This is a genomic window from Psychrobacillus sp. NPDC058041 (assembly GCF_042885655.1).
Lineage (GTDB): Bacteria > Bacillota > Bacilli > Bacillales_A > Planococcaceae > Psychrobacillus.
This window is the reverse complement of sequence record NZ_JBHVRO010000005.1, coordinates 191,906-213,638: the sequence shown is the minus strand read 5'-3', so window position 1 is coordinate 213,638 and position 21,733 is coordinate 191,906. Positions and strand designations below refer to the sequence as shown.

Genomic DNA, 21,733 nt, shown 5'->3' with positions numbered 1-21,733 from the left:
TTTCTTAGAGACACTGTTGTTCGTTTTAATCAGGGGGAAATAAAATGAGAAATGAAAGATTGAAAATGATGATTGTATCTTCGCTATTTGCCGCAATTATTGCCATTGCAGCGCAGATAATGATTACAATTCCACCAGTTCCATTTACGTTAATGACAATAGCGGTCATGCTAACCGCAACTATCCTAGGGAAAAAATATGGAACGTTAGCAGTAATTATCTATGTACTAATGGGATTAGTTGGGATACCTGTATTTGCAGGGATGAAAAGTGGTTTTGGAATTATCTTAGGTCCAACTGGTGGTTATCTAATTGCAATTATACCTGCTACTTTATTCATAGGGTGGTATCTTGAGAAATTTGGCCATACGAAAGTACAAGCGATTATTGCAAATATGATTGCAGTTTTTATAATTTTATTGATTGGTACAGGTTGGTTAAAGGTTGTAGTAGATCTTCCTTGGAATGGTGCTTTTAAAGGGGGAATGATGCCGTTTATATTGCCGGATCTTGCAAAGGCTATTGTTGCAGCATTGTTGGCGGTTGTTATAAGAAATCGTTTAGTTGCTGCAAAATTAATATAAAAAACAAGCTCCGAGGTGGTTCGGAGCTCATTCTTTTTTTAGGGGTATCGTTCTTCACTTATAGAACGATTTTTTGTGTGGTGGTGGTAGTTTTCGTCTTGCACTTTCATGTTAAGTTCTTCAACTTGAATGGCATCTACAGTTTGCATATCCTTATGCATATCGAATAGACTTTCTTTCGTAGTTCGGACGCCATCTGGATTGTCTAAAAATGGACCTTTAGCATCCTTAGGACCTTTATCCTTCATTTTTAACAAGGTTCAAGAGCATATGGCTAAGTGCATGTTGTTGTTCTTTGTCTCCACTTTTCCATAGTTGTTGTAGAAGATGTTGTTCACGATTTCGAGGTTCTTCATGAGTGGCTAAATAACCAGCTACTTTTTCAGTTGCTTTAGCTAATGTCTCTTCACTTAAGCCTATTTTTTCTCCAGCGGCTACTTTGCCAGCTAAATAGGATTTAAATGAAGTAAAGTTTTTTAGTATTTCTTCTTTTTCTTCAGTACCGATACTATTTAATTTATTCTCGACACGTTCATCTATCTTGTTTCCCAAGCTTCCTCACTCCTTTAATATTAGACTCTTATTAGCTATTCCCAAAGGATGATTAAACATGCATGAAAAAATGATAAATTTAGTTTGGACAATATCCGCACTTTTGTAATCCAGGAATATCTTTTGAAAAACAACAAGTAGTACGGACTGTTGTATTCATTAATTTAGCAGGATGTTGTCCTCTCAAATATTTAGCCAAATGAGATTTTGAAGTAAATGATTTCCATATAGTCTCATCTTGTAATAAATTCCAATCAATTTTAGCTTGTTCAGCAATAACAGGATTTTCTAAAAAAACGTAGTAATGCCACAGTAGATAACCAAACACATTTTCCCAAAGTGTCATTGGAGATATACTGCACTGCGCTCGGAGCTGTTGGATAATGGAGAAGCATTGATGTTCCCAAACATGTTGAATATCTTTCGCACGATCATCCTTTACTTCTCGAAAGTATTCTTCCGGTATATACGTGCTAATTGTTTTATTACCATACTCAGTTATAGCGAAAAATTGTATTGATTCAAGTGGACCATCCCAAATTTCATCATACATAGTCATCATATAAAACTGCATCGAGATGAACATTCCAACTCTTCGCATAAAAAAGGATGCTGCAATCGGATCATTTGGTGCTCCGGAAATTAATTTAATAATGGGAAGTGCGTTCTCAACGTTTTTCGCATGAAAAATTGGCGATCCTGATGGTTCCAAATAGACACTATAATTATTCAGTTGTCGAATTTGATCGTTCGTTAAAGTTGTCATAAGAATAGTATACAATTTTTTTGAATTATTGTTGACATTTTAAATGAAAATGATTATCATTATCGTATAGAGAAATACTCTTAATTTGAGAATATTCTTGCCAGCGACTTTTCTCCAAATTGTGGCTGATCAATAGCACACTTAACCCCCTCAAAGTTGAGTTAGTGCAGTGCATACATTTATTTCGGCAGCCATTAATGGTTGCCGATTTTTTTGTGGAAATAATATATTCATTAATAAAAACCACTGGATATTAGGTATCTGGCCATACGTTTGTTGAAAGCCCCTTAAAAAGAGCTATCTGCCCCTAAGTCCGCTTTATATACCCGTAATCGGTAGTTATCTGCCCCTAAGTCCGTTCGATATACCCGTAAATGGTAGTTATACGCCCCTAATATAACCAAAAGAGGATGTTGTAATTAGTTGTTTTGTGCAAGTCTTCACTAAATTGACTTCAACGAACAGAATCATTATAATTTTCAGAATATATAGCTAGATAGAAGCTGATGGAAATCTAAGGAGGTAGAAGTGAGAAAATGGATTTAAAGACGAAAGCATTAAATATGCATCGAAGTTATAAAGGAAAAATGGAAATGGTTTCAAAGGTTCCTATAGAGAGTATGGTGGATTTAAGTTTAGCTTATTCTCCTGGAGTAGCAGAACCTTGTTTGGAAATAAAAAATAATTCTTCTGCCATCTATGAATACACGATGAAGGGTAATCTAGTAGGAGTTGTGACAGATGGTACAGCCGTTTTGGGACTTGGTGATATCGGACCAAAAGCAGCATTACCAGTTATGGAAGGGAAGGGAATTTTGTTAAAAAGATTTGCGAACGTTGATGCTTTTCCAGTTTGTTTGGATACAAAAAATGTAGATGAGATTGTGCAAATTGTAAAAGCATTGAGTCCGACATTTGGAGCTATAAATCTAGAAGATATTTCTGCACCACGCTGTTTTGAAATAGAAGATCGTCTTCGTAAAGAATTAGATATACCTGTATTTCATGATGATCAGCATGGTACAGCTATTGTAGTTGGCGCAGGTCTCCAAAATGCAGTGAAGCTTGTCCGCAAAGAGATTCATTCATTGAAACTAGTGATTAATGGTGCTGGTGCAGCAGGAATGGCTATTTTAAGAGTCCTTCAACAACTTGGGTATCAGCAAATTATTATGTGTGACTCGACGGGAATTATTTATGAGGGCCGTGAAGAAGGTATGAACCCTATAAAAGAGTCCATTGCTAGTATTACGAATCCACTAGGATTAAGGGGATCATTAAAAGATGCAATGGTTGGTGCAGATGTGTTCATCGGTGTTTCGGTAGCGAATCTTTTAACCAAAGATATAATTGATGCGATGAATGATGACTCGATTGTTTTTGCTTTAGCAAATCCAAATCCAGAAATTGCATATAATTTAGCAAAAGAGTGGGGTGTAAGAGTTATTGCAACTGGACGTTCTGATAATCCGAACCAAGTGAATAATGTTTTAGCTTTTCCAGGAATTTTCAGAGGAGCGCTAGATGTAAGGGCAACGGATATAAACGAGGAAATGAAGCTAGCAGCCGTTCAAGCAATTGCTTCTCTTATTGATGAGGATGAATTATCGGAGGATTACATTATTCCGGATGTTTTTGATGAGAGAGTAGTGAATGCGGTGGCACAAGCTGTTAGTGATGCCGCAATTGAATCAGGCGTCTCTATTTTATTTCAAGCAGCATTGAAATAGTAAACAATTCAAAAGCTTTCTAAGGAGTAAATGTCACTTTAAGAAGTTTTTTTGTGAGGAACTTTTCTTCAAGTCAAACGTAAAATTAGATACAAGAAGAAAAGAGGGGATCCAAATGGATGTACGAGAATTTTATGTATCAATATCACCAAAAGAAGCAATAGACATTTTGCATGAGTATATAGTACAAGGAAGTATTTCCGGAGCAATTGTAGACGTATATGAACGGGTTGTTGGCGAGCATCAAGTCATTGTTTGTGTTTTAGAAAAATACTATATGCGCACAAGCAATCGTGCTTCACTAACTATTACTATCGATAATTTGGAAAATAATACGAAAGTGCATGCCGCTTCATCAGGAGCAGGACAGGGAGTATTTCTTCGTTTCGACTGGGGAGCTGGAGGAAGTTTTGTAAATAGTGTGGAAAAAGCACTAGAAGCATATATGATTTAAGAAAAAAAGTGCAGAGTTACAAAACTCTGCACTTTGTATTATTATTTGGTCCTCAAAGCAACTCTCGTATTTAAGATTTTCGTATAATAGCTATGTAAAAACATTCCTAGAATAATTATTCCAAGGCCAACGAGTGCAGTTGGGGCTGGCAAAGGAACATGGAGTAAAAACATTTCTCCAATAATAACAAAAATAATTTCAGTGGACTGAGTTGCTTCTACGGCTGCAAGTTTACCCTGATGGTCACGAACTCGATCTGTTGCCATAAAGAATAAAATAGTAGCTATTACTCCGGAACTGACAGCAACAATTAAAGATTGGAAAACTTGACCTATCGAAGGTAATCCGACCGTGAAAAAGGCATAGACAGCCATTAATATCCAAGCCGGCATCGATGCAATGGTCATGCCTAAAACGCGCTGAAATGTATCTAGTCTTCCTTCTAAATGCCCCATCATTTTTCGATTTCCTAGTGGATAGGCAAATGCTGCAATGATTACTGGGAGGATTCCTAAAAGGATCATGCTCATATTTACTGATTCTGTATTTGGAATTTGTATTAGTATAATTCCTATTAAAATGACAAGCGATATAAAAAGTGATACAACAGGAATTCTTTGTTTAATAATTCGATTCTCGATTTTCAACTTGAATAATGGTGCAAGGAGAACACCCGCAACAATCGTAAATTGCCACATCCCTGATATTAACCATCCTGGTCCATATCCAGCTGCAAAAGTTATCGGTGCGTAAAATAACACAAAACCGACGAAGCTCCAAACTAACCATGGAACAGGGGCGGTTTTTAATTCCTTAAACATAGTAGATAACCCTTTTCGATAATAGACGATGACTAATAAAAAAGGGACCATGAAAAAGTAACGGAGGGAAGAGCTCCAAAGCCAGCTTCCTCCCGATAATTCCATTGAACGATTAAGTATGAATGTTACTGCAAAAAATAAAGAGGCTAAAACACCAAGAAGTATTTCACGCATTTAAACACCTACTTAAGCTTGTTTTTCAAATGATTGGATAATACCCTTTACTACTTTTGTTGCTTTCTCCATAACATCAACAGATACGTATTCGTATTTACCATGATAGTTCTCTCCGCCAGTAAATACGTTAGGAGTAGGCATACCCATGAAAGAAAGCTGGGAACCGTCTGTACCACCACGAATTGGAATAATAAGTGGTTCGATATCTAGTGAAACCATAACATCTCTAGCCACATCTACAATTTCCATAACTGGTGTAATTTTTTCACCCATATTGTAATATTGATCGTTTAACTCAATAGAAATAGCACCTTCTCCGTATTCTGCTTTGATCTTTTCAGCAGTATCCAGGAATAATTGCTTTTTCACTTCGAATTTTTCGCGGTCATGATCGCGGATTATATAGCTAAGTTCCGTTTTCTCTACATCCCCATTAACATTCATCAAATGGATAAACCCTTCATAACCCTCTGTTTTCTCAGGAACTTCGTCTGTTGGCATATGTGATTGGAATTTCATAGCAATTGTAATAGAGTTCACCATTTTTCCTTTTGCAGAGCCAGGGTGCACACTCGTACCATTCGTTACAACTTTAACACCTGCTGCATTGAAGCTCTCATATTGCAATTCACCAAGAGGTCCACCGTCCATTGTATAAGCAAATTTTGCTCCGAATTTTTCCACGTCGAATTTATGTGGTCCGCGACCGATTTCTTCATCAGGATTAAATGCTACACGTATTTTTCCGTGTTTCACTTCTGGATTTTGAACGAAGTATTCCATTGCCGTCATAATAATTGCAATTCCAGCTTTATCGTCCGCACCTAATAGTGTTGTACCATCTGTAGTAAGAAGTGTATGACCAACGTAATTTTTAAGCTCAGGGAAATCCTTCACAGTCATAACTGTGTTTTCGTTCAGTGTGATATCTTGACCATCGTAGCTATCAATACGCTGAGGGTTTACATTTTTCCCAGTGTAATCAGTTGCAGTATCGACATGAGCTAAAAATCCAATTGTCGGAATATCCTTATCTGTATTAGAAGGCAAAGTAGCGAATAAATAACCATTTTCATCTAAAGTAATTTCTTCTAGACCGATTTCTGCAAGTTCTTTTTCTAATACATGAAGTAAATCCCATTGACCATCTGTTGATGGGCAAGTAAGACTTGCAGCATTCGATTGTGTGTCTATTTTTGCATAGCGAGTTAAACGCTCGATTAATGTTTCTTTCATGAGAATAAATCCCCTTTCAAATTAAAAAGCCTACATTTATTTTAACAGATTCTTTCGAGTTGCGGAATAATGAGCATGAATACTATATGCAAACAAGAACTGAGCTCCGTAATAGGAAATCATAATAAGGACATCCGAAAAAGGAACATCTATAATAAATCGATTAATGGCAAGCACAGAATCCGAAATCATAAATAAAATGGCACCAATAATTGCGAATTTATTAGCTGTTTGAAATGCATTCCATCCCATTGATAAAATAACAATAATATATAGAATGACAGCAGCGGCTAAAACAAAATCTCCTTTTGTCCAAAGAGTTCCAGCAATCCAAAAAGCCATCCCAATTCCGTAACAAATAAGAAGAATAGCAGCCCACTTTGGAATAGTTGATGTTTTAATATGGCGGAACGCAACAATATACCAAATATGCCCGATTAAAAATGTAATAAGGCCAACAATAAACCAATAAATCAAACCATCTGCAAGCATACAAATAAATAGGCCAGTCATAATAAGAATTTTATATTTTTTGGACTCTCCAGCAGATTGCATCAATGCATACAAGATTATCAATAGCATTGGAATAAGTTTAAACGTTATTTTAGTTATTACTGGGTCATCCGGAATGAAGAAAATATAAATAATAGCCATCACCGCAATAAAAATGCTAATAATCTTGTTCCACATAAAAATAATGACACCCCTTTTACTTTATATTCGTTATTGGTAGAAAATATCCTGCAATAGTATATGCGAATATAAAATAAAAAAAGAACAAGCATCCGAACTAGAAGATGCTTGCTCTAGGGTAATTCAATATTCAGGAGGATTGTAAGTTACATAAGTACCTGCGATAAAATCATGAATTGCTCGGTTGTCTTCTCGTAGGGCAACCATACATATACTAACGATAGTTCCTATTCCAAATGTAAGTGCATACACAAGACCGCCAATAATTTCTCGTTTTAGCATTGTCCAGAAGTCTATACTTGAACCATCTATTTTCACAATTCGAATGCCGACTATTTTCTTTCCAATTGTATATCCAGACCATAAAAGAGGTACTATCAATGCATAGATGCTTTCACAAACCGTTGACAACCAAGTTTCAGGAAATTCTCCCGTAATGATAAAACTAATAACCATTAGTGGAATTCCGATGATGAGACCATCCAAAATATTTGCACCTAATCGAATCCAAAAACCGGCTGGATTTAACATGTTACCGTTCCATTCTCTATTAGAGAGCAGAGTCATCCACACTATTTAAATATTCTTCTATTGAACCAATAACCGATTCAACACAACCTTCTTCAAATGGAGAAATTAAATTTGCATCAGCTACTAATTTAGTAAAAGATTTTGAGCCGCCTAACTGGCAAAGGTGTAAATAATCCTTCCAAGCCGATTCGTGATCTTCTCTTGAACGCTTCCAAAATTGGAACGCACAAATTTGCGCTAATGTGTAGTCAATATAATAGAATGGGCTAGAATAAATATGCCCTTGGCGTTGCCAGAAGCCACCCGCCTCTAAGTAGCTATTTCCATCATAATCACGATGAGGTAAATAGATTTCTTCGATTTTTTTCCAAGCTGCTTTACGTTCAGCAGGGGTCATTTCGGGATTTTCATATACGACGTGTTGGAATTCGTCTACCGCTACACCGTAAGGCAAGAATAGAAGTCCACTACTCAAATGTGCAAATTTATATTTATCGGTTTGTTCTTTAAAGAATAATTCCATCCAAGGCCATGTGAAAAATTCCATACTCATCGAGTGAATTTCACAAGATTCGAACGTTGGCCAAATGTACTCAGGAATTCCGATATTGCGGCTCGTAAACACTTGGAATGCGTGACCTGCTTCATGTGTTAACACATCGATATCTCCTGAAGTTCCATTGAAGTTAGAGAAAATATACGGAGATTCGTAATTATCAATAAAAGTACAATATCCTCCAGACTCTTTCCCTTTCTTCGCTACTAAATCCATCAAATCACGATCAATCATAAATTGGAAAAATTCTGCGGTTTCAGGTGACAGCTCTTCATACATCTTCTTTCCATTATCCACAATCCACTCTGGAGATCCTTGTGGTGTAGCATTTCCAGTCAAGAATTTAAGCGATTCATCGTAAAACTTTAGTTCATCTAACCCGATACGCTTCGCTTGTCGCTCGTATAATTTTGAAGCAGCAGGAACGATAAAATCACGAACTTGATCACGAAATTTTTTTACCATTTCCGCATTGTAATCGATACGATTCATACGAATATACCCAAGCTCCACAAAATTTTTATATCCTAATTTAGTTGCAATTTCATGACGAACTTTTACAAGCTGATCATAAATATCATCGAACTTTGCTTCATGCTCTTGGAAGAAACCTGCTCTTGCATCTGTTGCTTTCTTACGTACTTCTCGATCAGTTGATTCACCATATGGTCCAAGTTGGGCAAGTGTCAAAGTTTCCCCATTAAATTCAACTTGTGCGGAAGCAACAAGCTTAGAATAGTCAGAAGCCAATTTATTTTCTTTCTGCATAAGAGAAATTACTTCAGAAGAAAAGGCTTTTATTTGAAAATCAGCAAGATCAAATAACTGGTTACCCCATTTTTCTTCTAATTCTTTACGGAAAGGAGAAGCGACAAGTGCTTTGTAATATTCCGTAACGAGTTCTTCTACTTCTGGACTTACTTCATCAAAATAATCTCGTTCTTTTTGATAAAATTCATCATTCGTATCAATAGATGCTCGAATGTAAACCAGATTAGCTTGCGTTGAAAAATCATTACGAAGTGCATTCAATTTTTCAATTGCTGTACTTTGCTCTTCTACTGAAGATGCTTCCTTAAACTTTGATAAAGCATCATGGAACTTTACTTTGTCTTCTTCCAAATTTGGTCGTTTGTATTCGTAATCTTTAAATGTTACCAATGAGTTTCTCCTCCTGTTCGTTTCTTCGTAATTCGAAACGTTATCAATTCAATTGTTCATTATTTTCTGATATATTGCAACTAAAATTTTTAATTGACTTATAATAGACGAGTGGTTAATATGTCTATAAAATAGTAAACAAAAAAAGGTTGTGTTTGTTGCGTGGAAATATCGGAGTTATTTTGGAATGCAAATGCAGAACAATTAAAAGTTGGGTATATAGAAGGAAGTGAATCTTTTGTTTGCCTATTATGTGGAGAAACGATTGAAAAAGGTATTATTTACCCTATTGAAAATCGGTTATTTGAGGCGGAACGTTATATGAAACGACATATCGATACGGAGCATGGATCTGTATTTCATTATCTAATTGGCCTAAATAAAAAACTTACAGGATTAACAGATCATCAAAGTAGTTTACTTCGATTATTTTACGAAGGTAAGAGTGATGCAGAAATACAAACAGAACTGAACATCGGCAGCAGTTCAACAATTAGAAATCATCGTTTTGTCTTAAAGGAAAAAGAGCGACAAGCTAAAATATTTTTCACAATGATGGAATTATTGAAGGAAAAAGATGACCATGCTCCTACATTCCTACCTCTCCATAAAACAGCAACAATGGTAGATGATCGATACAATATCACGAAAGATGAGCAGGCAGACGTAGAAAAGAAATTTTTCCCCGAAGGCGTCGATGGACCACTTCTAAAGTTTCCTAAAAAGGAAAAGCAAAAACTAGCAACTCTTCGTGTCATCATCAAACGATTCGAATTAGAAAAGACATACAGTGAAAAAGAAATAAATGCAGTACTAAAAAATGTATATGCAGACTTTGTCACTTTAAGACGCTATTTAATTGAGTATGGATTTTTAGATAGAAAAGATGATGGCAGTGCGTACTGGGTGAAAAACTAAAGTAGAGGACTAAAACAAATGAAAGAAGATCGGTACAAAATAACGAAAGAAGAGCAAGAAGAAGCAGAAAAGAAATTTTTCCCGAGAGGCGTTGATGGACCACTAATAAAGTTTCCGAAAAAAGAAAAGCTAAAATTAGCAACACTAAGTGTAATCATCAAACGAGTTGAATTAGAAAAAACATATAGTGAAAAAGAAATAAATGCAATACTTAAAGATTTATATGCTGATTTTGTCACTTTAAGACGTTATCTAATTGAGTATGGATTTTTAGACAGAAAAGATGATGGTAGTGCGTACTGGGTGAAAAATTAACTTCATTTAGTCCTGAAATAAAGTATAAATTCGCCAAGGCGATAGTAGAGGGTGGAGAAAAATGGATCGTAAAAAAGAATTGAAACAAGAATATAAAGAAGTAAAAGTGGAAGGTGGAATTTATGTCATCACAAATAAGCAAAACGGCAAAAAATTCGTTGCATCTACACGTAACTTCAAAACATTAAACGGAACGAAATTTACGTTAGAAACAGGTACTCATACAAATCGAAAACTCCAAGAGGAGTGGAAACAATTTGGTGAAGATGCATTTGAAATTGAACATGTTGAGATACTAAAAAACTCAGAAAATCAATACGTAGACGAGAAGAAAGAACTACAAAAACTATTAGATAAATGGTTGGAACAACTACAACCATATGGGGAGAATGGTTACCATACTAAAATTTCTCGATACTAAAAAGGCTTCCATGCTCAAAGGAAGCCTTTTCTTCCTAATCAAATTAAAATCTTTACTTTCCTAAAGTAACTCCTGCAGATGTGAGAGCATTCCACCTACATCCGAGAGCAATCCCCGTTTTAACGAGAGCTATCTACTCCCATATTTTAAATGACATTATTGTGAACAGTATTTAAAATGTTTTGTATTTTCTGTAAAATTAACTATAAATATATTTCCCGATAAGCTTTTATTCTTAATAAGTATGTAAAAGAATGAATTCACTTTTATAAATAGAAGACGGTAGATTATACAGTGAATCTAGATTTGAAAACTATCTTTTTGAGTCAATTATAAAAGGAGGAATTGAAATGAAAGTTGCGTTAATCGGAGATAGCTTAACGGAAGGGCGACCTGGGGTTTCATTCTATAATATTTTAGAAGAAAAATTCCCAAACTATACATTCGTTAATCTAGGTAAACCAGGGGAGACCGTTAAAAGTTTGCATAAACGTTTATCGAAGACTAAGCTTGCAAAAGACTATGATCTTTCTTTCTTATGGATTGGTGTGAATGATGTCTACTCTAAATTGCTAAGTGTTCAAGCACAGCCAGTAGCGAAAGATCATGTTGAGTTTAAAGAGTATTATCAAAGTGTTTTTAATATAGTTCTTGAATCCTCAAAGAAAATAGTTGTAGTTACGCCAGCACTTGTCGGCGAAGATATAAATAATGTTTCTAATAAAGAAATAAAAGAATTGTCTACCATCATAGAATCAGTTGCCACTCATCATGAAAACGTCCATTTTCTAAATATGCAAACCTTTTTTGAAAAGCGTCTAGCCGATGTCAACAGTTCCGATTATATTAGCACGAATCCGATGAGGGTAATGATGGATGTATTCTTCTATAAGAAAGCTACGAAAATTGACGAGTTATCCAAAAAAAGAGGACTTAATCTCACGTTAGATGGGATTCATTTAAATAGTCATGGTGCTCAGATGGTAGCAGACGTTTATGCATCAATCATAAACCACATTAAAAATAGCGGTAAAGAGACAGCTTAAAGTGCTAATAAAAAGCAAACAAAAAAATGACTCCGAACAAATTCGGAGTCATTTCCCTACAATATAAGTCTTCAAGAGCGCGGCTCGCTCACGCATTCGCAATTTCATTTCCACACTTTTCGGTGTTTTTGCTGATACGACATCGGCGTCCCAGTCTATTTTTTTTGCAAGCATTTTCGCTCGATGTAGATGATAGTCACTTGTAATAATTGTCACGGACGTCACATTTTCGGGCAGCAACTCTTGAGAAAATAGCAAGTTTTCATAAGTAGAGGTAGACCGATTTTCTACGATGAGACGTTTATCCGCAATCCCTTGTTCCAAGAGAAAATTTTTCATAAAGACGGCTTCTTCAATATCTTCATCCTGTCCTTGTCCACCAGATAACACAAGCTTCACATGTGGATTCTCTGTAGCATATTTTAGCGCTGAATCTAACCGATACCGTAATGCAAGGGAAGGGATATTTCCTTTTTTTACTTTTGCACCAAGCACGATTGCATACTCATTGGTTCCATCTGCTTTAGGTTCAAGTCCCTCCGCTAGCCATTTACTCGTAAGCATCCACACACCAAATCCTCCAGAAGCAATGACAAATAGAGGAATAAGCACAATCCACCTCATTTTTTTCTTCATTCAATTCACTCATTTCATTCCAATAGAGGGCTTCTTTCTCCTTAAAAATGCTGAAATTCTTGGTTCTTCTTTAGATGCTAAACGGCGAAAATTTTCGATATGCAAAACAAGTGCCATGATGAATAAAAAACAAGCAATTGCAATAGGGGCATACCCTTCTGAAAACCAAATAGTCCCACCCACAAATACAAAATAAAAAACAAATACACCGATCAATAAATAATCCGTTAAAAAAGTCGTACCTACTAATAATAAAAGTCCAATCAGTCCAACAGGCCAATAAATAGCAAATAATATGCCAATGATAGAAGCGGTTCCTTTTCCACCTTTAAACTGAGTGTAAATGGGGAAGTTATGACCTAAGATAACAGCAGCTCCCGCTATATAAATTAATAAGTCCTGTTCAACATCGGAGAATAAAGCAAAGTGCTGCATGAAATAGCGGGTACCGATAATTACGATTACCCCTTTCAAAATGTCAATTAGTGCAACTAAAATACCATATTTCATTCCAAGAACGATTGCTGCGTTAGAAGCACCAGAGTTTTTTAGCCCTTCATTTTTAATATTGACTCCACTAAAAAATTGAGCAACCTTCGAACCATGAATTGCTCCGACTAGATAGCTAATAATTAGTACGCAAATAATCCAAATTGTCATTAAAACACCCCTAAAAATTTCTCTATTACATGTAACGTTTGAGAAATAAAGAAGTTTCAGAATTTTTTATTAAAATACTTGACTAATTGATTACTAGAATCTTATACTGTGTAACAAGATGGAAAACTAAATCTAATACTCTTATCAAGAGTGGCGGAGGGACTAGGCCCTACGATGCCCGGCAACCAACAAGTTCTGAACTTGGAAAGGTGCTAAATCCTACAAATTCAGGTTATGAATTTGGAAGATAAGAGGAGGAACATGCGAAATTGCACCCCTCTTCTTAAGCGAAGAGGGGTTTTGTTTGTTCTAACACTCCTCTCCCGCCTCCATAAGCGTCCATCTAAACTACTTTACAGGAGGAATTCAAAATGACAAATTTTCAACCAGAAACACTTCTTTTACACGGTGGTCAACAACCAGATCCAGTTACAGGTTCACGTGCAGTGCCGATACACAAAACAACTTCTTTCGTATTCCGTGATACAGAGCATGCTCAAAATCTATTTGCATTGAAGGAAGCAGGCAATATTTATTCACGAATCACAAACCCGACAGTAGACGTCTTTGAACAACGAGTTGCATTACTTGAAGGAGGGACAGCGGCAGTTGCGCTTTCTTCTGGAATGGCAGCAATCGCATTTTCCATTTTAAATATTGCTGGAGCCGGCGACGAAATTATTGCAGCGGAAAACTTATACGGTGGAACATTTAATTTGTTTGCCCATACATTGCCGCGTTACGGTATTACTGTAAAGTTTATTGACTCAACAGATCCAGAAAACTTCCGCACAGCGGTGACGGAAAAAACAAAAGGATTCTTTGCTGAAATTATTGGAAACCCAAGCTTAAATGTACTTGATGTAGAGAAAGTTTCTGCAATTGCAAATGAGGTAGGAGTACCTTTGCTAGTGGATAATACATTTGCAAGCCCGTATGGTGCAAACCCGATTAAACATGGTGCACATGTGGTCATCCATTCTGCAACAAAATGGATTGGCGGACATGGAACAACAATCGGGGGAGTAGTTGTAGATGGAGGAAATTTCAATTGGGATTCCGAAAGATTCCCTGGATTCACAGAACCAGACGTAACCTATCATGGCTTACGATATGGAATTGATGTTCCAAACGTAGCGTTTGCGATTAAACTCCGTGTTCAACTGTTACGTGATTTTGGCCCCTCCTTAAGCCCGGAAGCAGCATTTTCTTTCTTACAAGGTTTAGAAACACTTCATTTGCGAGTACCAAAGCACAATGAAAATGCACAAAAAATAGCAGAATATCTATCTAATCATGAGGGCGTAGAATGGGTTAACTACCTTGGATTAGAGGATCACCCATCCTATGAACTTGCACAAAAATACTTAAATAATGGTTTTGGATCTATTTTAACTTTTGGGGTGAAAGGCGGCAAAGAAGCAGGCCGACATATTATTGACAATATTGAAATTTGGTCGCATGTAGCAAATGTTGGTGATGCAAAATCATTAATTATCCATCCTGCGTCTACAACTCATCAACAACTGACGCCGGAAGACTTAGTGAAATCAGGTGTTACAGAGGACTTAATCCGCTTGTCGGTAGGTCTAGAAGCAGTAGAAGATTTGCAAAATGCACTTGATAAAGTACTTATACAAAGTACAAATGTCCTCTCTAGGTAGAATTTTGTTGTTAATTGGGCAAAGATAGTCTACAATATGTAAAATAGCCAGTCGAAAATACGATTCGATATTTTATTAGATTATGAATATGGAAGCTCAATTGTGCAGATTCATTTGGAGGAGAAAGTATGGCAAAAATAAAAGCAGTAATTCTAGGTTTCGGAACAGTAGGCCAAGGAATTTATCACATTGTGAATGAAAAAAAAGAAGACCTAAAAAAATCACTAGGTTTGGATATCGAAATTAGTGCCATTCTCGTAAATAATTTATCGAAAGAAAGAATCCCAACACCTGGTGTACTTGTAACAGATGATTTCGAGGATATTATTAATATTCCAGGACTTCAAGTTGTATTTGAAGCTATCGTGAACGAAGAACCAGCCTATGGGTATTTATGTAAAGCAATCGACAAAGGATGTCACGTCATTACTGCAAATAAAGTGATGTTCTCTAAATACAGTATTCCCCTTCATGAACGAGCAAAATCACGTGGTGTATTTATTGGATACGAGGCAACAACAGCTGGTGGAGTCCCTGTTATTAAAACGTTGAAAAACTTACTTCAAGTAAATTCAGTGAAAAGAATTCAAGGAATTTTAAACGGGACTTCTAACTACATTTTGACGCAAATGCGTCTAAATGAATGTCAGTTCAATGATGCATTAAAAGAAGCACAGGATCTAGGCTATGCAGAAGCAGATCCATATAATGATATTTCAGGTCAAGACGCATTCCGTAAACTGATGATATTAAGTGCGCTTGCATTTAAAAAACAGCCTAATTGGGATGATGTGCGAGTAGTTGGAATTGACGGCATTTCATTAGAAGATGTAAAGAAAGCGAAACAAGAAGGGCTACGTTATCGCCATGTTGCAGAAATTGAGCAGGATGAAAACGGAGAGCTCTTCGCATCCGTAGGTCCCCAACTAGTTGGCCCAGATCATCCTTTATATGCAATCGAAGGAGTAAACAATGCGGTCTCTCTAGATACAAACTATATCGGCACACTAACATTAGTAGGACCTGGAGCAGGTATGTACCCAACTGCAAGTGTCATGGTAGAAGATTATGCAGAGATTATTGGTAAACGAGCGGGGTTTATGATTACAATCTAAAATGAAAAGAGCTTTCCCCTCAATTGGAGAAAGCCCTTTTTTCTGTGTATTAGTCCTCGTCCTTCACGTCAATATCATCTGGAATCGGCGTGTTTCGCCACTCGTCAATCTGGCGTTTTATTTCTTCAACTTGCTGCATATGTGTTTCAAATTGAGCGCTATTTACGTAATAGTCTTCTCCGTCGAAAATAGCACGAATCTTTTTTTCCGCAATATACCGTTTTACTTGTTCAATAGGCATTGATAAATAATTTGCAGTTTCTTCCACTGTCATATACAAGGTAAATGCCTCCTATCATTATTAGTATAAGATACGATTGTTACTATCTCAATATGTGCTATATTGAAAGTTAATGAAAGAATTCCGGAAGGGGTGAGAAAGTGTGTCTGTTTTACCATATACATTTGTATTACTAGGTGCAATTTTATGGGGCACGACAGGAACAGCGCAAACATTTTTACCGGATAGTGCCCATCCTTTTATTATCAGTGCTGGACGTTCTACAGTAGGTGGTTTCTCACTTTTAATAATTATGATTCTGTTGAAAAAAATTAAATTTAAAACATGGCCATGGAAAAAAACATTATATGCGGCTATTTGTATTTCCTTGTTTCAGCTATTGTTTTTTTCTTCCGTTAAATTAACGGGAGTGGCAATTGCGAGCGTTGTTGCAATAGGAAGTGCTCCTGTATTTTCGGGATTAATCGAGTGGGTGTTTTTGAAATTACGACCATCAAGAATTTGGGGAATATCAACAGCTTTCGCTCTAATAGGGTGCATCTTTTTATTTATGAACAAAGGTGAAATTACAATCAATCCAGTCGGCGTTATGTATTCCCTTGTAGCAGGATTTGGATTTGCAATGTTCACGATTTCTAGTAAATCCCTTTTACAAAAGGAAGAAACAATCCCGGTTGTAGCAATGACTTTTTCGGTTAGTTCTATATTATTGTTGCCATTTTGGTTTTTGTACGATGTTAGCTGGTTACTGAATGCAGGGAATGTAAGTATCATTTTTTACTTAGGTCTTGCGACGACGAGTGTGGCATATGTGTTATATGGAAGAGGACTCCATAAGATTCCTTCTTCTTCAGCGTTAACCTTGTCCCTAGCCGAACCGACAACAGCGGCTTTGTTAGGAGTGTTCATCGTGGGAGAAGTACTTAGCATGACGTCGTGGATAGGGATTATACTGCTGCTTGGGAGTATTGTTGTTCTGACAGTTGGTAGTAGATCGAATAATAAAGTAATTGTCGAGATTTAAAAAGAGATTTGCTGATAAAATGGCAGATCTCTTTTTTTATATTCTAATCGACTGTACCGAGGCAAAACTGAATTCTAGAAAACCTCTTTTCAAGCAACTTAGCCAAATACCCAAACAAAAAACGACCACCTGTTATATATTAGACTTAAATGAATTAAATTGTTATAAAACAATAATTGATTGATGTTTTTTAGACAATTGCATTCAAAAAATGAAAAGGATGTTGCATGTGGTAACTAGACAACTGCAAGCAGAACAATTGCGTAAGGAGTGGAGTCAAGAAAATCGCTGGAAAGGGGTCCACCGCCCATATTCTCCAGATGAGGTGATTAAGCTTCGTGGATCATTACAAATAGAACATACATTAGCTCGCAAAGGGGCAGTACGTTTATGGAACTTACTCCATACGGAGGACTTTATTCATTCGCTTGGAGCTCTAACGGGAAATCAAGCTGTACAACAAGTAAAAGCAGGACTTCAAGCAATTTACTTAAGCGGCTGGCAAGTAGCAGCAGACGCAAATCTAGCGGGTCAAATGTATCCAGATCAAAGCCTTTACCCGGCAAATAGTGTACCGGCAGTTGTAAAACGTATTAACCAAGCACTACAACGCGCCGATCAAATCGACCAAGCAGAAGGAAGAGAAGAGCATTTCGACTGGTTCGCACCAATTATCGCAGATGCGGAAGCTGGATTCGGAGGCCCACTAAACGTGTTCGAACTAATGAAGGGGATGATTGAAGCTGGAGCGGCAGGCGTTCACTTAGAAGATCAACTTGCTTCTGAAAAGAAATGTGGTCATCTAGGAGGGAAAGTGCTTCTTCCTACACAAAATGCGATTCGTAATTTAGTTGCGGCTCGTCTAGCAGCAGATGTTTCAGGTGTACCAACTGTATTAATCGCTCGTACAGATGCTGATGCAGCAGATATGGTAACAAGTGACATCGACCCTCGAGATCAAGCATTTCTCACAGGAGAAAGAACGCCTGAAGGTTTTTTTCGAACGAAGCCGGGGATCGAGCAAGCAGTCGCACGGGGCTTGGCGTATGCGCCTTATGCTGATTTAATCTGGTGTGAAACATCGTATCCAAGTTTAGAAGAAGCGAAGCAATTTGCAGATGCAATTCATGCACAATTTCCTGGAAAATTGCTTGCATACAACTGTTCCCCGTCCTTTAACTGGAAGGCAAATTTAGATGAAGAAGCAATCGCAAAATACCAAGTAGAGTTGGGGAAAATGGGCTATAAATTCCAATTTGTCACACTTGCTGGATTCCATTCATTAAACCACAGCATGTTCGAATTGGCTCATGATTATAAAAAGAACGGTATGGCTGCATACTCAAAGCTTCAACAAGCAGAATTTGCAAATGAAGCGAAGGGGTATACGGCAACGAAGCATCAGCGGGAAATAGGAACAGGCTATTTTGATGAAGTTTCTAAAATAATTTCTGGTGGAACCTCATCCACTATAGCAATGAAAGGCTCTACAGAAGTTGCACAATTTACTTAATGTAGGAGGTTAATGATAAATGGAACAAACTACTGCTAAAAAGGTTGAAATAGTAGGAAAGGAAACAGAAGCAAGTCGAGAAATATTAACAACCGAAGCATTAGAATTTTTAGTTTCGATTCATCATTTATTTAATGAAAGAAGAAAAGAATTACTGGCAACTCGAGAGCAACGCCAACAACAGCTAGACAAAGGAATTACGCTAGAATTTTTTCCAGAAACAAAAGCAATCCGAGAAGGAGATTGGACCATTGCTCCTCTTCCTGAAGACTTACAAGATCGCCGAGTGGAAATTACAGGTCCTGTTAATCGTAAAATGGTCATCAATGCATTAAACTCTGGCGCGAAAACATTCATGGCTTGCTTTGAAGATGCAACTTCACCAACTTGGAAAAATATGATTGAAGGACAAATAAATATGCGAGATGCTGTCCGCAAAACTATTTCTTTTAAGCAAGAAAACGGAAAAGAATATAACTTAAAGAAAGAAACCGCGGTACTGATGATCCGTCCAAGGGGCCTCCATTTGCTCGAGAAGAATGTGCTCATTGATGGCGAAGCGATTGCTGGAAGCTTCTTTGATTTCGGATTATATTTTTTCCATAATGCGAAGGAATTATTAGCTCGCGGAACTAGTCCTTATTTTTATTTGCCAAAGCTTGAGAGCAGTTTTGAAGCAAGGTTATGGAATGACATTTTCCATTTTGCTGAGCAACAGCTAGCGGTTCCAAATAAGACAATAAAAGCGACCGTTCTAATCGAAACAATTATGGCTGCGTTTGAAATGGACGAAATTTTATATGAGCTAAAGGATCATTCGGCAGGCTTGAATTGCGGTCGTTGGGATTACATTTTTAGCTACATCAAACGGCTTCGCAATCAACCAAATGTAATTTTGCCAGATCGTAGTCAAGTAACAATGACATCACCTTTTATGCGAGCGTACACTCAACTATGTATACAGACATGTCACCGTAGAAATGCTCCAGCAATTGGGGGAATGGCAGCACAAATTCCGATTAAAGGGGATGCGGCTGCAAATGAAGCTGCCTTTGCCAAAGTTAGAGAAGATAAACGTAGAGAAGTGACAGACGGCCACGATGGAACATGGGTTGCTCATCCTGGTCTTGTACCCGTAGCATTGGGAGAATTTGATGAGCATATGCCTACTCCAAACCAGATTCATCGTAAACGAGAAGACGTTCAAGTAAAAGCGGAGCATTTATTGGAAGTTCCTCAAGGTTCCATTACAGAAGAAGGTCTTCGTTTAAACTGTAACGTAGGTGTTCAATATATTTCTTCTTGGTTACGTGGAAATGGAGCAGCACCGATTAATCATTTAATGGAAGATGCTGCGACTGCTGAAATTTCCAGAACACAAGTCTGGCAGTGGATTCGTCATCCAGAAGGAAAGCTAGAAGATGGTCGTAAAATTACCGAGGAGCTAGTACGAGAAATATTGCAGGAAGAACTAGATAAATTGAAAGGAACTTTCAGAAGCGAAAACTATTCCAATGGGCGTTTTGATGAAGCGGCTGAGTTATTCCTTTCATTAATTAGTGAACAAGATTTTGTTGAATTTCTAACCTTGCCGGGCTACGAAAAACTATAGGAGGTGATTTGCATGAAAACAACTACTCAAGAAGTAAACACGAAACATTGTCGTGAATGCGGTTGTGTTATTGATGAGCAAGTAGAGTCATCCCTTTACGAATGTGAGCGTTGTATTGGTAGGAACGAGGAATAAACCAGATTCGATGAAAGCCCTGTCCTTCTAGGGAGGGATGGGGCTTAGATAAGAAAGCATATGGATTACCGTACTGAGAAACCAGTGTTCATAGTACTTTAAAGAATTAAGTAATATCGCGGATTTCCGTTTTAGGTGCAAATACTACTTAGTTACATAAACATGCATTTTGTTTCAGAAAAAAAGATGGGTATCAGATTCCTTTTAAACTCGGAGCCTGATACCCTTTGCGATTCTTTTTTGTAGCATTTTATTCCACAATCCGTGCAGATTGAATAACTTTTTGTTCATTTTCTACTACATATTCTACAATAATATGTTTTCCTTTCTCTAACCCTTCAAAGAAAGGGATTGCCACTTCGGATAGTCGGATTGCTTCTGTTGTGCCCTCAAGATTTTCTACTTCGATGGAATGAAGATCTTGTTGTCCGATATAGATAACTTCTTGATTTTCCACAACAAGTTTTTTAGGTGCTTCAGTAGTAGCCCCAGCCCATTTATAAGTGGTCTCAATTTTAAGGTCATTAAGTCCGTTTGCCGTTGACCAAACGACCAATTTATAAGTTCCAGCTGGTACCCCTGCAAGTTCTGTTTGGAGATTTAGCGGAATAATCCACTCTTCCCCTGGTTGTAGACTCTTCTCCACTATACCCTGCATAAACATTTTGTTTGCTGAATATGTGTACATTATTTCTTTCGCTTCATTCAATAGTTGAAACTCAATTTGCTGTCCACTCGACGAGGTCAGAATAGTTTCCTTTTTTGATTCATTTTTTATAATAAAAGATCCTTCTCCATCTGCTGTTAGGTCAAGTCTAGTTGTTATACTTTCATTTTTCCCTTCGCTCCCCGTTGTAGTGCCAACATTAGTTGTTCCACAGCTTGCCAACACGATTAGCGGAGTACATAGTAGTAAAATCCAGGCAACTCTTTTTGCTTTTCTCATGTATTGCACCTCCTGTTTAAGTATTAGACCATTATTTGGATAAAAAGTTACACTAGAGGTAGCTATTTTTGACTTGCTCTCCCTTATCTATTTATTTGAGTTAATCTCATAAATTGCATTAAATTATTAAAACACGAATAATAGTTATTTTATTGTTTGGAGCGACAGGCGGCGACTCCAACGGTGATGGCTCATCGCTCACCCCGCGGAAAGCGGAAATCATGCT

General features: G+C 37.1%; 25 protein-coding genes and 1 riboswitch. Of the genes, 13 read left to right on the top strand and 12 right to left on the bottom strand.

What is annotated here, in order from left to right:
• Positions 1 to 44: 44 nt before the first annotated feature.
• Positions 45 to 584 (top strand): biotin transporter BioY, encoded by a 540-nt coding sequence (locus tag ACFVR1_RS10255; RefSeq protein WP_387583767.1) that lies wholly within the window; start codon positions 45 to 47, stop codon positions 582 to 584.
• A gap of 38 nt (positions 585 to 622) precedes the next feature.
• Here ACFVR1_RS10255 and ACFVR1_RS10250 read toward each other — a convergent pair whose 3' ends face one another.
• The 3 genes from ACFVR1_RS10250 to ACFVR1_RS10240 all read right to left on the bottom strand — a co-directional run bounded on the left by ACFVR1_RS10250 (position 623) and on the right by ACFVR1_RS10240 (position 1,902).
• The gene (locus ACFVR1_RS10250) at positions 623 to 832 is read right to left on the bottom strand and encodes a hypothetical protein (protein ID WP_387583765.1); all 210 of its coding nucleotides are present in this window, start codon (positions 830 to 832) and stop codon (positions 623 to 625) included.
• A complete protein-coding gene (locus ACFVR1_RS10245) occupies positions 822 to 1,136 on the bottom strand; it encodes a DUF3243 domain-containing protein (protein WP_387583763.1) in 315 nt (104 codons plus the stop codon). Before ACFVR1_RS10245 ends, ACFVR1_RS10250 begins: the two co-directional genes overlap by 11 nt.
• A 79-nt stretch (positions 1,137 to 1,215) precedes the next feature.
• Positions 1,216 to 1,902: a hypothetical protein gene (locus ACFVR1_RS10240; RefSeq protein ID WP_387583762.1), complete on the bottom strand. Its 687-nt coding sequence runs from the start codon at positions 1,900 to 1,902 to the stop codon at positions 1,216 to 1,218.
• 536 nt (positions 1,903 to 2,438) lie between these two features.
• Here ACFVR1_RS10240 and ACFVR1_RS10235 point away from each other — a divergent pair.
• Positions 2,439 to 3,632, top strand: coding sequence for an NAD(P)-dependent malic enzyme (locus ACFVR1_RS10235; RefSeq protein ID WP_387583759.1), 1,194 nt, complete (start codon positions 2,439 to 2,441; stop codon positions 3,630 to 3,632).
• A 115-nt stretch (positions 3,633 to 3,747) separates the two neighbouring features.
• Positions 3,748 to 4,086, top strand: coding sequence for a DUF6054 family protein (locus ACFVR1_RS10230; RefSeq protein WP_387583756.1), 339 nt, complete (start codon positions 3,748 to 3,750; stop codon positions 4,084 to 4,086).
• Positions 4,087 to 4,127: 41 nt separating this feature from the next.
• Here the strand turns inward: ACFVR1_RS10230 and ACFVR1_RS10225 are convergent, their stop codons facing one another.
• From ACFVR1_RS10225 to ACFVR1_RS10205, 5 genes are all read right to left on the bottom strand, one after another.
• Positions 4,128 to 5,081, bottom strand: a complete 954-nt coding sequence (locus ACFVR1_RS10225) for a DMT family transporter (RefSeq protein ID WP_387583753.1) — start codon at positions 5,079 to 5,081, stop codon at positions 4,128 to 4,130.
• 12 nt (positions 5,082 to 5,093) lie between these two features.
• The gene (pepT, locus tag ACFVR1_RS10220) at positions 5,094 to 6,320 is read right to left on the bottom strand and encodes a peptidase T (RefSeq protein ID WP_387583751.1); all 1,227 of its coding nucleotides are present in this window, start codon (positions 6,318 to 6,320) and stop codon (positions 5,094 to 5,096) included.
• A gap of 36 nt (positions 6,321 to 6,356) precedes the next feature.
• Positions 6,357 to 7,010 (bottom strand): lysoplasmalogenase, encoded by a 654-nt coding sequence (locus ACFVR1_RS10215; RefSeq protein WP_387583749.1) that lies wholly within the window; start codon positions 7,008 to 7,010, stop codon positions 6,357 to 6,359.
• 126 nt (positions 7,011 to 7,136) lie between these two features.
• A complete protein-coding gene (locus ACFVR1_RS10210) occupies positions 7,137 to 7,544 on the bottom strand; it encodes an RDD family protein (RefSeq protein WP_387583747.1) in 408 nt (135 codons plus the stop codon).
• A 19-nt stretch (positions 7,545 to 7,563) separates the two neighbouring features.
• The gene (locus ACFVR1_RS10205; RefSeq protein WP_387583745.1) at positions 7,564 to 9,261 is read right to left on the bottom strand and encodes a M3 family oligoendopeptidase; all 1,698 of its coding nucleotides are present in this window, start codon (positions 9,259 to 9,261) and stop codon (positions 7,564 to 7,566) included.
• A gap of 162 nt (positions 9,262 to 9,423) precedes the next feature.
• Between ACFVR1_RS10205 and ACFVR1_RS10200 the strand changes: the two genes are divergently transcribed.
• From ACFVR1_RS10200 to ACFVR1_RS10185, 4 genes are all read left to right on the top strand, one after another.
• Entirely contained in the window at positions 9,424 to 10,179 is a 756-nt protein-coding gene (locus ACFVR1_RS10200) for a DUF2087 domain-containing protein (RefSeq protein ID WP_387583743.1), read from the top strand.
• An 18-nt stretch (positions 10,180 to 10,197) separates the two neighbouring features.
• A complete protein-coding gene (locus ACFVR1_RS10195; RefSeq protein ID WP_387583740.1) occupies positions 10,198 to 10,494 on the top strand; it encodes a DUF2087 domain-containing protein in 297 nt (98 codons plus the stop codon).
• A gap of 61 nt (positions 10,495 to 10,555) precedes the next feature.
• Positions 10,556 to 10,915: a GIY-YIG nuclease family protein gene (locus tag ACFVR1_RS10190; RefSeq protein WP_387583737.1), complete on the top strand. Its 360-nt coding sequence runs from the start codon at positions 10,556 to 10,558 to the stop codon at positions 10,913 to 10,915.
• 350 nt (positions 10,916 to 11,265) lie between these two features.
• Positions 11,266 to 11,961, top strand: coding sequence for an SGNH/GDSL hydrolase family protein (locus ACFVR1_RS10185; RefSeq protein ID WP_387583735.1), 696 nt, complete (start codon positions 11,266 to 11,268; stop codon positions 11,959 to 11,961).
• A gap of 48 nt (positions 11,962 to 12,009) precedes the next feature.
• Here ACFVR1_RS10185 and ACFVR1_RS10180 read toward each other — a convergent pair whose 3' ends face one another.
• Together ACFVR1_RS10180 and ACFVR1_RS10175 are read right to left on the bottom strand one after the other, a co-directional pair.
• A complete protein-coding gene (locus tag ACFVR1_RS10180; RefSeq protein ID WP_387583732.1) occupies positions 12,010 to 12,597 on the bottom strand; it encodes a YdcF family protein in 588 nt (195 codons plus the stop codon).
• Positions 12,598 to 12,606: 9 nt separating this feature from the next.
• Positions 12,607 to 13,257, bottom strand: coding sequence for a glycerol-3-phosphate acyltransferase (locus tag ACFVR1_RS10175; RefSeq protein ID WP_387583730.1), 651 nt, complete (start codon positions 13,255 to 13,257; stop codon positions 12,607 to 12,609).
• 138 nt (positions 13,258 to 13,395) lie between these two features.
• A riboswitch (SAM riboswitch) is annotated at positions 13,396 to 13,511 on the top strand.
• A 117-nt stretch (positions 13,512 to 13,628) separates the two neighbouring features.
• Here ACFVR1_RS10175 and ACFVR1_RS10170 point away from each other — a divergent pair.
• Both ACFVR1_RS10170 and ACFVR1_RS10165 read left to right on the top strand, forming a co-directional pair.
• On the top strand, positions 13,629 to 14,921 hold the full coding sequence (locus ACFVR1_RS10170; RefSeq protein WP_387583728.1) for an O-acetylhomoserine aminocarboxypropyltransferase/cysteine synthase family protein: 1,293 nt from the start codon (positions 13,629 to 13,631) through the stop codon (positions 14,919 to 14,921).
• 128 nt (positions 14,922 to 15,049) lie between these two features.
• Complete coding sequence (locus tag ACFVR1_RS10165) at positions 15,050 to 16,036, top strand: homoserine dehydrogenase (protein WP_387583726.1); 987 nt, start codon at positions 15,050 to 15,052, stop codon at positions 16,034 to 16,036.
• A gap of 49 nt (positions 16,037 to 16,085) precedes the next feature.
• Here the strand turns inward: ACFVR1_RS10165 and ACFVR1_RS10160 are convergent, their stop codons facing one another.
• Positions 16,086 to 16,316, bottom strand: coding sequence for an excisionase family DNA-binding protein (locus tag ACFVR1_RS10160; RefSeq protein WP_387583723.1), 231 nt, complete (start codon positions 16,314 to 16,316; stop codon positions 16,086 to 16,088).
• 103 nt (positions 16,317 to 16,419) lie between these two features.
• Between ACFVR1_RS10160 and ACFVR1_RS10155 the strand changes: the two genes are divergently transcribed.
• The 4 genes from ACFVR1_RS10155 (at position 16,420) to yhfH (ending at position 20,561) form a co-directional block, all read left to right on the top strand.
• Positions 16,420 to 17,301 (top strand): DMT family transporter, encoded by an 882-nt coding sequence (locus tag ACFVR1_RS10155; protein WP_387583720.1) that lies wholly within the window; start codon positions 16,420 to 16,422, stop codon positions 17,299 to 17,301.
• A 220-nt stretch (positions 17,302 to 17,521) separates the two neighbouring features.
• A complete protein-coding gene (gene aceA, locus ACFVR1_RS10150; protein ID WP_387583717.1) occupies positions 17,522 to 18,814 on the top strand; it encodes an isocitrate lyase in 1,293 nt (430 codons plus the stop codon).
• Between the two features lie 19 nt (positions 18,815 to 18,833).
• Positions 18,834 to 20,426 (top strand): malate synthase A, encoded by a 1,593-nt coding sequence (gene aceB, locus ACFVR1_RS10145; protein ID WP_387583715.1) that lies wholly within the window; start codon positions 18,834 to 18,836, stop codon positions 20,424 to 20,426.
• 12 nt (positions 20,427 to 20,438) lie between these two features.
• Positions 20,439 to 20,561, top strand: a complete 123-nt coding sequence (gene yhfH, locus ACFVR1_RS10140) for a protein YhfH (RefSeq protein ID WP_387583712.1) — start codon at positions 20,439 to 20,441, stop codon at positions 20,559 to 20,561.
• A 250-nt stretch (positions 20,562 to 20,811) separates the two neighbouring features.
• On the opposite strand, the gene ACFVR1_RS10135 is transcribed toward yhfH, so the two are convergent.
• Positions 20,812 to 21,507 carry a BsuPI-related putative proteinase inhibitor gene (locus ACFVR1_RS10135; protein ID WP_387583710.1) on the bottom strand — a complete coding sequence of 232 codons (696 nt, stop codon included), beginning with the start codon at positions 21,505 to 21,507 and terminating at the stop codon, positions 20,812 to 20,814.
• Positions 21,508 to 21,733: the final 226 nt, after the last annotated feature.

Coding starts and splice junctions, on each gene's coding strand:
- ACFVR1_RS10255 (WP_387583767.1), top strand. CDS start 45: ATGAGAAATGAAAGATTGAAAATGATGATTGTATCTTCGCTATTTGCC.
- ACFVR1_RS10250 (WP_387583765.1), bottom strand. CDS start 832: ATGAAGGATAAAGGTCCTAAGGATGCTAAAGGTCCATTTTTAGACAAT.
- ACFVR1_RS10240 (WP_387583762.1), bottom strand. CDS start 1,902: ATGACAACTTTAACGAACGATCAAATTCGACAACTGAATAATTATAGT.
- ACFVR1_RS10235 (WP_387583759.1), top strand. CDS start 2,439: ATGGATTTAAAGACGAAAGCATTAAATATGCATCGAAGTTATAAAGGA.
- ACFVR1_RS10230 (WP_387583756.1), top strand. CDS start 3,748: ATGGATGTACGAGAATTTTATGTATCAATATCACCAAAAGAAGCAATA.
- ACFVR1_RS10225 (WP_387583753.1), bottom strand. CDS start 5,081: ATGCGTGAAATACTTCTTGGTGTTTTAGCCTCTTTATTTTTTGCAGTA.
- pepT (WP_387583751.1), bottom strand. CDS start 6,320: ATGAAAGAAACATTAATCGAGCGTTTAACTCGCTATGCAAAAATAGAC.
- ACFVR1_RS10215 (WP_387583749.1), bottom strand. CDS start 7,010: ATGTGGAACAAGATTATTAGCATTTTTATTGCGGTGATGGCTATTATT.
- ACFVR1_RS10210 (WP_387583747.1), bottom strand. CDS start 7,544: ATGTTAAATCCAGCCGGTTTTTGGATTCGATTAGGTGCAAATATTTTG.
- ACFVR1_RS10195 (WP_387583740.1), top strand. CDS start 10,198: ATGAAAGAAGATCGGTACAAAATAACGAAAGAAGAGCAAGAAGAAGCA.
- ACFVR1_RS10190 (WP_387583737.1), top strand. CDS start 10,556: ATGGATCGTAAAAAAGAATTGAAACAAGAATATAAAGAAGTAAAAGTG.
- ACFVR1_RS10185 (WP_387583735.1), top strand. CDS start 11,266: ATGAAAGTTGCGTTAATCGGAGATAGCTTAACGGAAGGGCGACCTGGG.
- ACFVR1_RS10180 (WP_387583732.1), bottom strand. CDS start 12,597: ATGAAGAAAAAAATGAGGTGGATTGTGCTTATTCCTCTATTTGTCATT.
- ACFVR1_RS10175 (WP_387583730.1), bottom strand. CDS start 13,257: ATGACAATTTGGATTATTTGCGTACTAATTATTAGCTATCTAGTCGGA.
- ACFVR1_RS10170 (WP_387583728.1), top strand. CDS start 13,629: ATGACAAATTTTCAACCAGAAACACTTCTTTTACACGGTGGTCAACAA.
- ACFVR1_RS10165 (WP_387583726.1), top strand. CDS start 15,050: ATGGCAAAAATAAAAGCAGTAATTCTAGGTTTCGGAACAGTAGGCCAA.
- aceA (WP_387583717.1), top strand. CDS start 17,522: ATGTTGCATGTGGTAACTAGACAACTGCAAGCAGAACAATTGCGTAAG.
- aceB (WP_387583715.1), top strand. CDS start 18,834: ATGGAACAAACTACTGCTAAAAAGGTTGAAATAGTAGGAAAGGAAACA.
- yhfH (WP_387583712.1), top strand. CDS start 20,439: ATGAAAACAACTACTCAAGAAGTAAACACGAAACATTGTCGTGAATGC.
- ACFVR1_RS10135 (WP_387583710.1), bottom strand. CDS start 21,507: ATGAGAAAAGCAAAAAGAGTTGCCTGGATTTTACTACTATGTACTCCG.